Genomic DNA, 12,397 nt, shown 5'->3' on the forward strand with positions numbered 1-12,397 from the left:
GTGCTTACTGCTTGCCGCAGTTCGAGGCCAGCTTCTGCTCCTCCGCGGTGAGGGTGGGACCCGGGGACGGAGCGGCTGTGGTGGGCTTGGAGTCAGGGGTGGCGGTGCCGCTCGGCTTCTGCGTGGCCGGCGGCTTGCTCGCCTGGTCGGCGGCCTTCTCGGCGGCGGCGTGCCGCTGCTCGGCCTTCTTGCAGGCCGAGGCCTGCACGGCCAGCTCGGAGATCTTCGTCTCGGCCTTGCCGAGGCTGCCGCCCGCGATCGTGTCCTCGACCTGCTTCCGCTGGTAGGCGGGGAGGTACTTGAGTTCGATCTCGGGGTGGTCCTTCTCGACCTTCGACAGCGACACCCACGCCAGGTCCTGGCTGATGCCCTGGTACAGCGCCACGTGCTGGTCCTTGGCGCCCACGAAGTACTGCGTCTGCGTCCAGCGCCAGGCGCCGTACAGACCGCCGCCGACGACGGCGAGGGCGAGGACGATGAAGAAGGAGCGCTTGAGCCACTTGCGGCCGGTCCGCGGCTTGACGAAGTCGTCGTCCGTGTACGAGTCGAAGGAGCCCTGCGGGGGCATGCCGCCGTAGCCGTGGTCGTCGCCGCTGCCGGGCGGACCGAAGCCGCCGGCGGGCGGCTGCTGGTGCGGCGCGGGGCGGCCGAGGCCGGAGGCGCGGCCGGCCGGGGTCTGCATCGCCCCGCCGTCGTTCAGCTGTGCCTGGTTCTCGGCGACGGCGCCCACGATGACCGGGGTGTCGCTGAGGTGACCGGCGAGGGTGTCGCCGCCGTCGACGTCGAGGACGTCGGCGACGATCACCGTGATGTTGTCGGGGCCGCCGCCGCGCAGCGCGAGCTGGATCAGCTCCTGCACGGTCTCCTGCGGGCCCTGGTAGCTGGCGAGGGTGTCCTCGAGGGTCTGGTGCGAGACCACCCCGGACAGGCCGTCGGAGCAGATCAGATAGCGGTCGCCGGCGCGGACCTCGCGGATGGAGAGGTCGGGCTCGACGTGGTCGCCGCTGCCGAGCGCGCGCATCAGGAGCGAGCGCTGCGGGTGGGTGGTGGCCTCTTCCTCGGTGATCCGGCCCTCGTCGACGAGGCGCTGGACCCAGGTGTGGTCCTGGGTGATCTGGGTGAGGACACCGTCGCGGAGGAGGTAGGCGCGGGAGTCTCCGACGTGCACGAGACCGAGCCGCTGGCCGGTCCACAGCAGGGCGGTGAGCGTGGTGCCCATGCCCTCCAGCTGCGGGTCCTCCTCGACCATCATCCGCAGCTGGTCGTTGGCGCGCTGCACCGCCGTACCCAGCGAGGTGAGGATGTCGGAGCCGGGGACGTCGTCGTCGAGCGTGACGAGCGTGGAGATCACCTCGGAGGAGGCGACCTCACCGGCGGCCTGGCCGCCCATGCCGTCCGCGATGGCGAGCAGCCGGGGACCGGCGTAGCCCGAGTCCTCGTTGCCCTCGCGGATCATGCCCTTGTGCGAGCCCGCGGCGAATCGCAGGGACAGAGTCATGCGCACCTGCCCTGTCGACGCTGCATCGGGGTACAGCCGGTCTCGACCCACACTGCCCACCCTCCGGTCGCTCCGGCCACGCCGGTCGATTCAGTCGCTCCGGTCGGGAGCGCGGCACGTCCTGTGGCGGGGACCGTCCCGGCTCGCTCGCGCTCATTCATGATGTAGCACTACTTCCGCAGCTCGATGACGGTCTTGCCGATGCGGATCGGCGCGCCCAGCGGAATGGGTGTGGCGGTGGTGAGGCGGGTCCGGTCGAGATAGGTGCCGTTCGTGGACCCGAGGTCCTCGACGATCCACTGGCCGTCCCGGTCCGGGTAGATCCGGGCGTGCCGGCTGGACGCGTAGTCGTCGTCGAGGACGATCGTCGAGTCGTGCGCCCGGCCCAGCGTGATCGTCTGGCCCTGGAGGGCGACGGTCGTGCCGGTGAGGGTGCCCTCGGAGACGACCAGCTTGGTCGGGGCGCCGCGCCGCTGGCGGCCGCCCGTGTTCTGCTGGCCGCGCTGCTGCGGAGGCGCGGCGTTCTGACGCGCGTTCTGCTGGGGTCGGGCGTCCTGGCGCCGCGACCCGCGCTGGGTGACCCGCGTACCGAACAGGTCACTGCGGATGACCTGGACGGCCACGATGACGAACAGCCACAGAACGGCCAGGAAACCCAACCGCATGACCGTCAGGGTCAGCTCTGACATTGCCCCCGCTTCACCCTTCGGCTTGCCGGTAAACGATGGTGGTGCTGCCCACGACGATCCGCGAGCCGTCGCGGAGCGTAGCGCGGGTGGTGTGCTGCCCGTCCACCACGATGCCGTTGGTGGATCCCAGATCCTGGATCGTCGAGGGCGTTCCGGTCCGGATCTCGCAGTGCCGGCGGGAGACGCCGGGATCGTCGATCCTCACGTCCGCGTCGGTGCTGCGGCCGAGGACCAGGGTCGGGCGGGAGATCTGGTGGCGGGTGCCGTTGATCTCGATCCAGCGGCGCACCGGAGCGCCCGCTCCGCCGTGGGTGGCGGGGCCGGGCATGGATCCGGGGCCGCCCGCCGGGCGTCCCGCGGGCGCCGTCGGCCGGTGGCCGGGCGCGCCGGGGGGCGGGGAGGCGGGCATGGGCGGGGCGCCGGCCGGGGGGTACCCGTAGCCGCCGCGGCCCTGCTGCTGGTGCTGCTGCGGCCCCGCGGAGGGCGGCTGCGGCTGTGACGTACTCGACGCGAGCGTGCGGCTGCGGACGCGGTACAGACCGGTGTCGAGGTCCTCGGCCTTCTCCAGGTGGACCTTGATCGGTCCCATGAAGGTGTACCGCTGCTGCTTCGCGTAGTCCCTGACCAGGCCGGCGAGCTCGTCGCCGAGCTGGCCCGAGTAGGGGCTGAGACGCTCGTAGTCCGGCGTGCTCAGTTCCACGATGAAGTCGTTGGGGACGACGGTCCGCTCGCGGTTCCAGATCGTCGCGTTGTTGTCGCACTCGCGCTGGAGCGCGCCCGCGATCTCGACGGGCTGGACCTCGGACTTGAAGACCTTGGCGAAGGTGCCGTTGACCAGACCTTCGAGACGCTGCTCGAAACGCTTCAGGACTCCCATGGGGCACCTCCTCCGTCGTTGTCGCCCTGGTACTGCTTACTGATCGTATCCACGCGTCGGGAAATCGGCTGGTTCCCCTTCTCTGCCCTGTGGACGAGTGTCACCTCTCACAGGCTTTCCCCACGGATCGTAGAGGCGGCCTGTGGACAGTGTCCCGCACCCGGCTGTGGGAGCGGAGGCTCGGGCCGGGGTTCCGGGACGGTCCGTCCCCTTCCTCCCTCCTTCTCCCCTCCTTCTCGCTTCCCTCTTCCGTCCCAGTCGGTCGGTCCTCCCACTCGGCTCTCTCCCTTCCCACTTCCCCCCGTCTCCTCTCCTCTCCTCGCCTCTCGTTCCTCACTCCTCCCCGCTCGCGCTCCTCGCCCTCCGCGCGGCCCGGGCGGGCCTCCCTCCCTCTCCTTGTTCTCCGGGAGCGGGGGCGAAACAACGGATGTGAATCCACGGTCTACGACGTGCTAATCTTCAGATGTCGCCAGGCGCTCCCACTGAAAAGTGAGAGGGCAGGGAGATCACCCAATGCGCGGGTGGCGGAATAGGCAGACGCGCTGGATTCAGGTTCCAGTGCCCGCAAGGGCGTGGGGGTTCAACTCCCCCCTCGCGCACCAGACGGAAGCCCCGTAGGTCATCGACCTACGGGGCTTCCGCGTTTGTACGTTCCGATGTGACCCTTCCCACCTCCGCGAGGGCGAGTGGTCCGACGGGGTCCGCGACTTTGGTCGTCCGACCGCGAGACGAAAGAGGGACGTCCGGGACACCGCCCGCTGCCTAGGGTTCCAGCGTGGACGAGATGTCGAAGTCGGGGGGCCGGACCGCGTGGCGGATCGGGTCCAGGGCCGCCGCCTGGTGGCGCTGGTTCGCCGTGCCCGGGCAGTGGTCGCGGCGCAGGATCACCGGTGAGGTGGCCATCGCCGTCATCCTCGCGCTGCTCGCCGCGGGCGCCGAGGAACTCATGGGCGGCGAGGGATGGCGCCTCGCCGCGGTCGCCGCCGGTGCGGCCCTGCTGTCGCTGCTGCGGCGCAGACTTCCCGCGAGCGTGCTCGTCCTGACCGCCGGGCTCACGCCCTTCCTGCCCGGCCTCGCGCCGCTGCTCATCATGCTGGGCTGGTCGTCCGGCCGGTACGTCGCCAGTGTCGGGCGGGCACTGGCCGCGTTCATCGCCGCCTTCGTCCTGAACGTCGGCGGGACGCTCCTGGAGACCTGGGACCGGCAGAGACTGCTCTCCGTCGCCTTCATAGCGACCCTCTACTACCTGGGCACCATCCTCGCTCCCGGCCTCGCCCACCGGTACTGGACGCAGCGGCGGACCCTGCTGCACGCCCTCCAGGAACGCAACGCGCAGCTGCTCCGGGAGCGGAGCATGGTGGTCTGGCACGCCAGGCTGCGCGAGCGGCAGCGGATCGCCCAGGACATGCACGACAGCCTCGGACACCAGCTGGCGCTGATCGCCGTGCACACCGGCGCGCTCGAAGTGGACCGGGAGCTGGGCGAACGGCAGCGCGAGGTGGTCGGCGTCCTGCGGAACGCCTCGGTGACCGCCATGCACGAGCTGCGGGAAGTCGTCGGGATACTCCGCGACGGCGTCGCGGCGGACGACGGGACGGCGGCGGCGCCCGCCCCGGCCGGGGACGAGACGGGGCGGGCCGCCCGCGGGATCGCCGGCATCGAGGGGCTCGTCGCGGCGGCCCGGGCGGCCGGCACCTCCGTCGGACTGCGGCGTCTCGGGGACGAGCGACCACTGGCGCCGGCCGCCGACCACGCCGCGTACAGGATCGTGCAGGAGGCCCTCACCAACGCCTACAAGTACGCGCCGGGGACGCCGATCGGCGTCGAGCTGCGGTACGAGCCGGACACCTTCGTCGTCGAGGTCGTCAACGGGGAGCCGGTGGACGGACCGGTGAAGGACGTCGTGAGCGGCAGGCAGGGTCTTGCAGGGCTCGCCGAGCGGGCCCGCCTCGTGGGCGGCATGTGTCACGCGGGCCCGGCCGACGGAGGCGGGTTCCGGGTGGCCGGGATGCTGCCGTACGGGGCGGCGCCGGTCGCCGAGGCAGCACCTTTGGTCGATGCGGCCGACGACTTCCGGCAGCAGACCACGAAACCGCTGGTGGGCGATGGTCGTCCGGTCACGGTCGGACCGGCCGACTGGACGTTCACGGAACGGGAGCTGGCGATGGCCATGCGTGGGGGCAGGAGCAGGAGTACGGGCGGGGCGATCGCGCTGGGCTGCGGGATCGGGTTCGCGGCGCTCGTCCTGCTCGTGGTGGCTGCGGGCTTCGGCCTCTACTTCCTGATGGGATCGCTGAAGGAAGGGATGATCGACCCCACCCAGTACGAGGCGGTGAAGGTCGGGATGACCGAGAAGGAGGTCCGTGACCAGCTGCCCTCGGGCGACACCATAGCCACGGCGGGCCTCGGCGGATCCGGCCCGACGCGGCCGGAGGGCGCCAACTGCCTGGTGCTGCTGTCCTCCGAGGAGGGCGAGACCTTTGAGGAGGAGCCCGTTTTCCGGTTCTGCTTCAAGGACGGCAAGCTGATCGAGAAGAAGTCGTACGTGGTCGAGCAGCGGTAGCGCTGCACCGCCCGTACCGGAGGCGTGGGGGAGAAGCTGTGGCAGGGCAGCCCATCAGGGTCGTGATCGCCGACGACGAGCCTCTGATCAGGGCCGGGATCCGGATGATCCTCATCTCGGACCCGGAGATCGAGGTCGTCGGGGAGGCGGCCGACGGACGGGCGGCGGTCGAGGCCGCGCGGGCGCACGCCGCCGACGTGGTGCTGCTCGACATCCAGATGCCCGTGCTCGACGGCCTCTCGGCCCTGCCGGAGCTGCGCCGGGCGGCGCCCGCGGCCCGGGTGATCATCCTGACGACCTTCGGGGAGCGGGAGAACGTGCTGCGGGCCCTGGAGCACGGGGGCGCCGGATTCCTGCTCAAGGACACGGCTCCCGCCGAACTGATCAGGGCGGTGCGGGCGGCCGCGGCGGGCGACGCGTATCTGTCCCCGGCGGCGACCCGGCACGTCGTGGAGCGGCTGGCCACCGGCAGGGAGGCGGCCCGCGCCGAGGAGGCGCGGGCACGGGTGGCGGCGCTCAGCGAGAAGGAGCGCGACGTCCTGGCACTGCTCGGGGAGGGGCTCTCCAACGCGGACGCCGGGAAGCGGCTGCACATGAGCGAGGCGACGGTGAAGACGTACGTGAGCCGGATCCTGTCCAAGCTGCACTGCGAGAACCGCGTACAGGCGGCGCTGCTCGCCCGGGACGCGGGGCTGTAGGAGGGGCCGGGGTCAGTTCGCCGGGGGCTCGGGGGCTGGGCTCGTTGCCGCGGTGTTGTAGCGCAGCAGGTACGCGGCGAAGCGGGCGAGGTCCTCGGCCGGCCAGTCCTCCAGGCGCTGCTCGAAGGCGGCCATCCGGTTCGTCTGGGCCACGGCCAGGACCTTGGTGCCGGCCTCCGTGGGGTGGAGGACGTGCACCCGGTGGTCGTCGGGGGCGGGACGCCGCTCGACGAAGCCGAGCTTCTCCAGGCCCGCGAGCTGGCGGCTCACCGTCGACTTGTCCAGGAAATAGTGGGCCGCGAGGTCGGTGGCGCGGCAGCCGCGCTGCTCCTCGATGTGGGCGAGGAGCGTGTACGAGACGAGCGGGAGCTCGGGGTGGACCCGGGCCGCCGCGGCGCGCGCCCGGCGGGCGAAGGCCGTCAGCTCGCGCTGGATGACGTCCACGGACGCCTCACGGGTGGGCTGTGCGCCGCCGGTCATCGTGCGCTCCCTGCTGTCGGGGTGCGGGGTGGGCCGGACGACGGTCGACCCCTGCGGGCTTTCGGTTGTATAGTACAACGGTTCTTTAGTTGTAAAAGCCAACCATGGAGGTCTCGGTGTCCGCAGGACCGAACACCAGCGGTGCGTTGCGGCATGTCCTCGGACATCTGCTCACCCCCCTGTTGATGTGCATCGGCATGGGCCTCGCCTACCTCGGTGCCTTCCACGCGCCCGAACCCCACGACCTGCGCGTCGACATCGTCGGCTCCGGCCCCACCACCCAGGTTCTCGCGCAGACCCTCCAGAACAAGGGCGCCGGCGCCCTCGACGTCCGTACCGTCGCCGACCGGGACACGGCCGTCTCCGCACTGCGCGAGCAGCGCAGCTTCGGCGCCTACATCCCCGGCGAGAGCCCCGAGCTGCTCGTCGCCTCCGGCTCCTCCGACACCAGCGCCATGGCGGTCGAGAAGGTGTTCACCAAGGTCGCCGCCGCCCAGGACGCACCGCTCGAGGTCACCGACATCGCCCCCACCGCCTCCGGCGACCCCACGGGTCAGGGCGTCTTCTTCCTGCTCGTCGCCCTCAGCATCGGCGCGTACGCCTCGGTCGCCGTCATCGGCGGAGCCGGAGCAGTCCTGCCCATGCGGATCAGGGCCCTCCTCGCCGCCGGCATGTCGCTCATCGTCAGCCTCGTCGGCACCCTCTTCGCCGGCCCGGTCTTCCACCTGGTCGACCAGGGCCTCGGCGGAGTGTGGGCGCTGTCCTGGCTGTACGCGGCGGGCATCCTCGCCGTCGGCGTCGGCCTCCACACCTTCCTGCGCCGCTGGACCACGCTCGGCGTCATGGTGCTCTTCGTCATGCTCAACTTCACGAGCTCCGGCGGCATCTACCGGCCCGAGCTCCAGCCCGGCTTCTTCGGCGCGCTGCACGCCTTCTGGAACGGCGCGGGCTTCGTCGAGGGCGTACGCGGCCACGTCTACTTCGACGGCCACGGGCTCGGCCGCAACATCCTCGTCCTCGCCCTCTGGCTCCTCGCCGGCGCGGCGCTGGTCGTCATCGCCGGCCTCACGGAGGCGCGGCGCCGCAACCCGGCGGCAGCAGCCCGGACGGGTGCCGAAGCTCCGGTCCTCGGCGAACTGGAGAAGGAGATCGAGGAGGAGATGGAAGAGGCCGTCGCGGTCTGAAGGCCCGGCCAGAGCGTGGGTTCCGACGGTTGTCCACAGGCTCCCGGGTGCGTTGTCCACAGGGGGAGACGGCTGATCGCCAACGGCGGTACGGTCGGGGCCGGATGATGTTGGACATCGCATCGGGGGAGGGCGTCCCATGGACGAGATCCGGGCCGTCGTGCCAGGACAGCGCGGTACGGACGGAGCACAGGACGGGGCGCGCGTCCCGCACGTGCCGGGGTTCGCGCGCCGCGCCGCCCCCGGCGCCGGGGTCTCCCCCAAGGACCACGGCAAGCAGCTGCGCGAGCGGGTGCCCCGTTCCTCGCACGACCGGCCGGCCCTCGCCGCCGACCGCCCCGACGCCGTGCGCGCCGTCGAGGAGTCGAGCCGCGGCAGGGTCCCCGAGCTCGCCCCGATCCGGGTCGGCAGGATGGCGGCGAGCCCCTTCGCCTTCCTGCGCGGCTCCGCCGGCCTGATGGCCCAGGACCTCGTCGGGACGCCCGTCACCGGGATAGCCGCCCAGATATGCGGCGACGCGCACGCCGCCAACTTCGGCCTCTACGGTGACGCCCGCGGCCGGCTCGTCATGGACCTCAACGACTTCGACGAGACCGTCGTCGGCCCCTGGGAATGGGACCTCAAGCGGCTCGCCACCTCCCTCGTCCTCGCCGGACGGGAGGTGGGCGCGGACGAGGACGTGTGCCGGGCCGCCGCGTTCGACACCGTCGGCGCGTACCGGCGGACCATGCGCCTCCTCGCCCGACTGCCCGCGCTCGACGCCTGGAACGCGATCGCCGACGAGGAACTCGTCTCGCACACCGACGCCCGCGACCTCCTCGGCACCCTGGAGCGGGTCTCCGCCAAGGCCCGCAACAACACCAGCGCCCGGTTCGCCGCCCGGTCGACCGAGGCCGTCGCGGACACCGAGGGCGGCGGCCGCAGATTCGTGGCCGCTCCCCCGGTGCTGAGCAGGGTCCCCGACGCCGAGGCCGCCGAGGTCGCCCAGTCCCTCGGCGCGTACCTGGAGACCGTGTCCGAGGACAGACTGCCGCTCCTCGCCCGGTACGCCGTCCACGACGTGGCCTTCCGGGTGGTCGGCACCGGGAGCGTCGGCACCCGCTCCTATGTGGTCCTGCTCCTCGACCACCGGGGCGAGCCGCTGGTGCTCCAGGTGAAGGAGGCCAGGCCGTCGGCCCTGCTGCCCCATCTGCCGGCCGCCGGCTTCCCCGTGCCGGACGCCGGTCACGAAGGGCGGCGTGTGGTGCTCGGGCAGAAGCGGATGCAGGTCGTCAGCGACATACTGCTCGGCTGGACCACGGTCGACGGGCGGCCGTTCCAGGTACGGCAGTTCCGCAACCGCAAGGGCAGCGTCGATCCCGCCGCCCTCACCGCGGACCAGCTCGACGACTACGGGCGGATGACCGGCGCGCTGCTCGCCCGCGCGCACGCCCACAGCGCCGACCCGCGCCTGATATCCGGCTACTGCGGCAAGAGCGAGGAGCTCGACGAGGCCGTCGCCTCCTTCGCCGTCGACTACGCGGACCGCACCACGGCCGACCACGCCGACCTGCTCACGGCCGTCCGCACGGGCCGCATCGCGGCGGAGCCGGGCGTCTGACACTCGCCGCGCGCGGGAGGGGCGGGCGGGGGAGCTGAAAAAAGGGGGGAGGGGAGGGAGGGGGAGGGAGGGGGGAGGCCCCCCGGATGGACCGTAGGCTGGGTGCAACGAGGCGGAACGAGGACGTGGGCGGCGTGGACGTGAGCGTGGACCAGGGCGTTAACGAAGGACCCGGGGACGAGCGGCCCGAGGCCGACCGGTCCGGGGACGTACAGGCCGAGACCCCGCAGCAGGGACCCGAGGCGCCGCGGCCAGAGGTGCCGCAGTCCGAGGGGCCGCAGCCTGAGGTGCCGCAGTCGGAGGCGGTGCACTCCGAGGTGCCGCAGGCTGAGGTCCCGGAATCCGAGGTGCCGCAGGCCGAAGCCCCGGAATCCGAGGTGCCGCAGTCCGAGGGCGAGCGGCCTGCGGAGGAGCGGCCCGAGGCTCGGTTGGAGCGGGCTGTGCGGGTGGCCGAGCAGGCGTTGATCGAGTTCGAGATCGCCGTCGAGACCTTCCGGGTCGAGGTGGAGAACTTCTCGCGGCTGCACCACCAGAAGCTCGGGCCCATGTACGCGCGGCTCGACGAGCTCGATGCGCGGATCGCCGAGGCGCGGGCGGCCCGTACCGGGGACCCCGAGGATCTGCGGCGGGCGCAGGAGGCGCGGGCCGCGGTGCTGCCGATGCCCGGGGTGGACGAGCTGTTCAACGACTGGATCGACGGGGACGGCCTCTCCCCCGAGGCCGCGGCGATGCTCACCGACCGTCCGGTGCAGCCGCCGAAGCGGGTCCGGCCCGGTGAGGAGGCCCGCAGGCTCTACCGAGAGCTGGCCCGCAAGGCCCACCCCGACCTGGCGCGCGAGGAGGACGAGCGGAAGCGGCGCGAGGAGTTCATCACGCGCGTGAACGCCGCCTACGCCCGTGGCGACGAGGCCCTGCTGCGTGAGCTCTCCGCGGAGTGGGAGGCCGGGCCGGCGCCGGTCGAGGAGCGGCTCAGCGAGAGCGAGGAGCTGTACGCGCGCCTGGAGTGGCTGGCCGAGCGCAAGGACATGCTGTCGGCGCTGGCGCGCGAGCTGGAGGAGAGCGCGATCGGCGCGATGCTGCGGATGGCGCCCGACGACCCGGACCGGCTTCTGGAGGAGATCGCCGAGCAGCTGCTCGCGCAGGTCTCCGAGCGGGAGAGCGAGCTGGCGGAGCTGGTGCAGTAGGTTTTCCGTGCGCCCGACTCCTTCGGGCGGTACTGACGAGAGAAGGCCTGTCCCATGAATTTCTCCCCGCTGCCCTCGGTGGACGCGGCTTCCGTGCCGGCCGATGCCCTGGTGCTGGACGTCAGGGAGGACGACGAGTGGGCGGCCGGTCACGTCGAGGGTGCGCTGCACGTGCCGATGAGCGACTTCGTGGCCCGCTTCGGTGAGGTGACGGAGGCCGTGGCCGAGCGCGGGCGCGCGTATGTGATGTGCCGGGTCGGGGGCCGTTCGGCGCAGGTCACGCAGTACCTGGTGCAGCAGGGCTTCGACGCCGTGAACGTGGACGGCGGGATGATGGCGTGGGACGGTGCCGGGCGTCCGATGGTCGCGGAGAGCGGCAGCCCGGCGTTCGTCCTCTGAGGTACGGCTGAGGCGTCAGCCGAGGGGATGGGCGGCCAGCAGGTCGCCGAGGGCCTCCTCGTGGGCCGCGGCGGGGCCGAGGGACAGTTCGAGGTGCTTGGCCCAGGCGTGGTAGCGGTGCAGCGGGTAGTCGGTGTCGGCGCCGAAGCCGCCGTGCAGGTGCTGGGCGGTCTGGACGACGCGGCGTACGCCCTCGGAGGCCCAGATCTTCGCGACGGCGATGTCCCCGGCCGCGGGGAGGGCTCCGTCCGCTTCGGTGGTGAGGCGCCAGGCTGCCTGCCAGAGGGTGGCCTCCATGGCGCGCAGGTCGATGTAGCGGTCGGCGGTCTGCATGGCGACCGCCTGGAACGTGGCGACGGGGTGGCCGAACTGCTCGCGTTTGCCGGTGTATTGGCTCGTCATGGCGAGGACGGCCTCGCCGAGGCCGAGGGCGAGTGCGCAGGTTCCCGTGGTGAGGAGTTCGCGCAGTCGTTCCCAGGCGCCGTCGGTGGCGATGACGTCCGTGTCGTCGAGGCGTACGGCGTCGAGGCGTAGCTCTGCGAGGAGTTCGCCGCTGGTCGCGTACTGGTCGGTGAGGGTGACGCCGTCGTGGGTGGGGGGCGTCAGGGCGAGGACGGTGCCGCCGTCGGTGGTGTGTGCCGGTACGGCGATGAGGTCGGCGTGGTGGGCCCAGGGGACGGCGGTCTGGAGGCCGTCGAGGATCCAGCCGGTTCCGTCGCGGCGTGCGGTGACGGCGCGGTCGGCGGGTTCGTGGCCGGTGCGTCCCTGTGAGGCGGCGGTGAGGACGAGTTCGCCGCGGGCGACCCGGGGGAGCAGTGCGGCGGCCGTACGGGGGTGGGCGTAGCGCTCGACGGTCAGGGCGACGGCGCTGGTCTCCAGGAGCGGGACGCGGGCCAGGACGCGGGCGGATTCGCGCAGGACGAGGCAGAGGGCGACGGGGTCGAGTCCGGCGCCGCCGTGCTCGGGGGACAGGGCGAGGCCGAGGAGGTCGGCGGCGGCGAGGCGGGACCAGAGGGGCCGGTCGTGGTCGTCGGCCACGGCGCTCGGGGTGAGGGCGGGGCTCGGGACCGCGTCGGGGGTGACGTCCTTGAAGACCGCCTTGGCCGCCTCGACGGCCGCCTGCTGTTCTTCGGTGAAGGTGAAGTCCACGGTGCTGCCTTCCCGTTGCCGATGCCTTTGCGTCCGTCCGGGCGTCCGTCTGATTGTCTGACGGGTCGTCAAGATA

Annotated in this window: 12 protein-coding genes and 1 tRNA gene; 7 read left to right on the forward strand and 6 right to left on the reverse strand. The window is 72.2% G+C overall.

Features of this window, described 5'->3' with window-relative positions; all coding sequences use genetic code 11:
* Positions 1 to 4: 4 nt before the first annotated feature.
* The 3 genes from ABT041_RS00400 to ABT041_RS00410 all read right to left on the reverse strand — a co-directional run bounded on the left by ABT041_RS00400 (position 5) and on the right by ABT041_RS00410 (position 3,064).
* Positions 5 to 1,498 (reverse strand): Stp1/IreP family PP2C-type Ser/Thr phosphatase, encoded by a 1,494-nt coding sequence (locus ABT041_RS00400; protein ID WP_351176563.1) that lies wholly within the window; start codon positions 1,496 to 1,498, stop codon positions 5 to 7.
* 170 nt (positions 1,499 to 1,668) lie between these two features.
* Positions 1,669 to 2,187, reverse strand: coding sequence for an FHA domain-containing protein FhaB/FipA (locus ABT041_RS00405; RefSeq protein ID WP_351176565.1), 519 nt, complete (start codon positions 2,185 to 2,187; stop codon positions 1,669 to 1,671).
* Between the two features lie 10 nt (positions 2,188 to 2,197).
* Entirely contained in the window at positions 2,198 to 3,064 is an 867-nt protein-coding gene (locus ABT041_RS00410) for an FHA domain-containing protein (protein WP_351176568.1), read from the reverse strand.
* 515 nt (positions 3,065 to 3,579) lie between these two features.
* On the opposite strand from ABT041_RS00410, the gene ABT041_RS00415 reads away from it, so the two are divergent.
* Positions 3,580 to 3,666, forward strand: a tRNA-Leu gene (locus tag ABT041_RS00415).
* A gap of 160 nt (positions 3,667 to 3,826) precedes the next feature.
* Here the strand turns inward: ABT041_RS00415 and ABT041_RS00420 are convergent.
* A complete protein-coding gene (locus ABT041_RS00420) occupies positions 3,827 to 3,967 on the reverse strand; it encodes a hypothetical protein (protein WP_351176571.1) in 141 nt (46 codons plus the stop codon).
* On the opposite strand from ABT041_RS00420, the gene ABT041_RS00425 reads away from it, so the two are divergent.
* Both ABT041_RS00425 and ABT041_RS00430 read left to right on the forward strand, forming a co-directional pair.
* Positions 3,960 to 5,627, forward strand: coding sequence for a sensor histidine kinase (locus ABT041_RS00425; RefSeq protein WP_351176574.1), 1,668 nt, complete (start codon positions 3,960 to 3,962; stop codon positions 5,625 to 5,627). The genes ABT041_RS00420 and ABT041_RS00425 overlap by 8 nt on opposite strands.
* Positions 5,628 to 5,665: 38 nt before the next feature.
* Complete coding sequence (locus tag ABT041_RS00430) at positions 5,666 to 6,325, forward strand: response regulator transcription factor (protein WP_351176577.1); 660 nt, start codon at positions 5,666 to 5,668, stop codon at positions 6,323 to 6,325.
* Positions 6,326 to 6,337: 12 nt separating this feature from the next.
* On the opposite strand, the gene ABT041_RS00435 is transcribed toward ABT041_RS00430, so the two are convergent.
* On the reverse strand, positions 6,338 to 6,805 hold the full coding sequence (locus ABT041_RS00435) for a MarR family winged helix-turn-helix transcriptional regulator (RefSeq protein WP_351176580.1): 468 nt from the start codon (positions 6,803 to 6,805) through the stop codon (positions 6,338 to 6,340).
* A 116-nt stretch (positions 6,806 to 6,921) separates the two neighbouring features.
* Here ABT041_RS00435 and ABT041_RS00440 point away from each other — a divergent pair, with 116 nt between their 5' ends.
* The 4 genes from ABT041_RS00440 (at position 6,922) to ABT041_RS00455 (ending at position 11,172) form a co-directional block, all read left to right on the forward strand.
* Positions 6,922 to 7,989: an ABC-2 transporter permease gene (locus ABT041_RS00440; protein WP_502976308.1), complete on the forward strand. Its 1,068-nt coding sequence runs from the start codon at positions 6,922 to 6,924 to the stop codon at positions 7,987 to 7,989.
* 139 nt (positions 7,990 to 8,128) lie between these two features.
* Positions 8,129 to 9,589 carry a DUF2252 domain-containing protein gene (locus tag ABT041_RS00445; protein ID WP_351176586.1) on the forward strand — a complete coding sequence of 487 codons (1,461 nt, stop codon included), beginning with the start codon at positions 8,129 to 8,131 and terminating at the stop codon, positions 9,587 to 9,589.
* 377 nt (positions 9,590 to 9,966) lie between these two features.
* Positions 9,967 to 10,773 (forward strand): hypothetical protein, encoded by an 807-nt coding sequence (locus tag ABT041_RS00450; protein WP_351177606.1) that lies wholly within the window; start codon positions 9,967 to 9,969, stop codon positions 10,771 to 10,773.
* 54 nt (positions 10,774 to 10,827) lie between these two features.
* Entirely contained in the window at positions 10,828 to 11,172 is a 345-nt protein-coding gene (locus ABT041_RS00455; RefSeq protein ID WP_351176589.1) for a rhodanese-like domain-containing protein, read from the forward strand.
* Positions 11,173 to 11,187: 15 nt separating this feature from the next.
* On the opposite strand, the gene ABT041_RS00460 is transcribed toward ABT041_RS00455, so the two are convergent.
* A complete protein-coding gene (locus ABT041_RS00460; protein ID WP_351176592.1) occupies positions 11,188 to 12,321 on the reverse strand; it encodes an acyl-CoA dehydrogenase family protein in 1,134 nt (377 codons plus the stop codon).
* Positions 12,322 to 12,397 lie beyond the last annotated feature (76 nt).

This window comes from Streptomyces sp. NPDC002825, assembly GCF_040295385.1.
Taxonomy (GTDB): Bacteria; Actinomycetota; Actinomycetes; order Streptomycetales; family Streptomycetaceae; genus Streptomyces.

Bases quoted from the DNA above. Each gene is read 5' to 3' on its own strand.
- ABT041_RS00400 (WP_351176563.1), bottom strand. From the start codon at position 1,498: ATGACTCTGTCCCTGCGATTCGCCGCGGGCTCGCACAAGGGCATGATC.
- ABT041_RS00405 (WP_351176565.1), bottom strand. From the start codon at position 2,187: ATGTCAGAGCTGACCCTGACGGTCATGCGGTTGGGTTTCCTGGCCGTT.
- ABT041_RS00410 (WP_351176568.1), bottom strand. From the start codon at position 3,064: ATGGGAGTCCTGAAGCGTTTCGAGCAGCGTCTCGAAGGTCTGGTCAAC.
- ABT041_RS00420 (WP_351176571.1), bottom strand. From the start codon at position 3,967: ATGGCCACCTCACCGGTGATCCTGCGCCGCGACCACTGCCCGGGCACG.
- ABT041_RS00435 (WP_351176580.1), bottom strand. From the start codon at position 6,805: ATGACCGGCGGCGCACAGCCCACCCGTGAGGCGTCCGTGGACGTCATC.
- ABT041_RS00445 (WP_351176586.1), top strand. From the start codon at position 8,129: ATGGACGAGATCCGGGCCGTCGTGCCAGGACAGCGCGGTACGGACGGA.
- ABT041_RS00455 (WP_351176589.1), top strand. From the start codon at position 10,828: ATGAATTTCTCCCCGCTGCCCTCGGTGGACGCGGCTTCCGTGCCGGCC.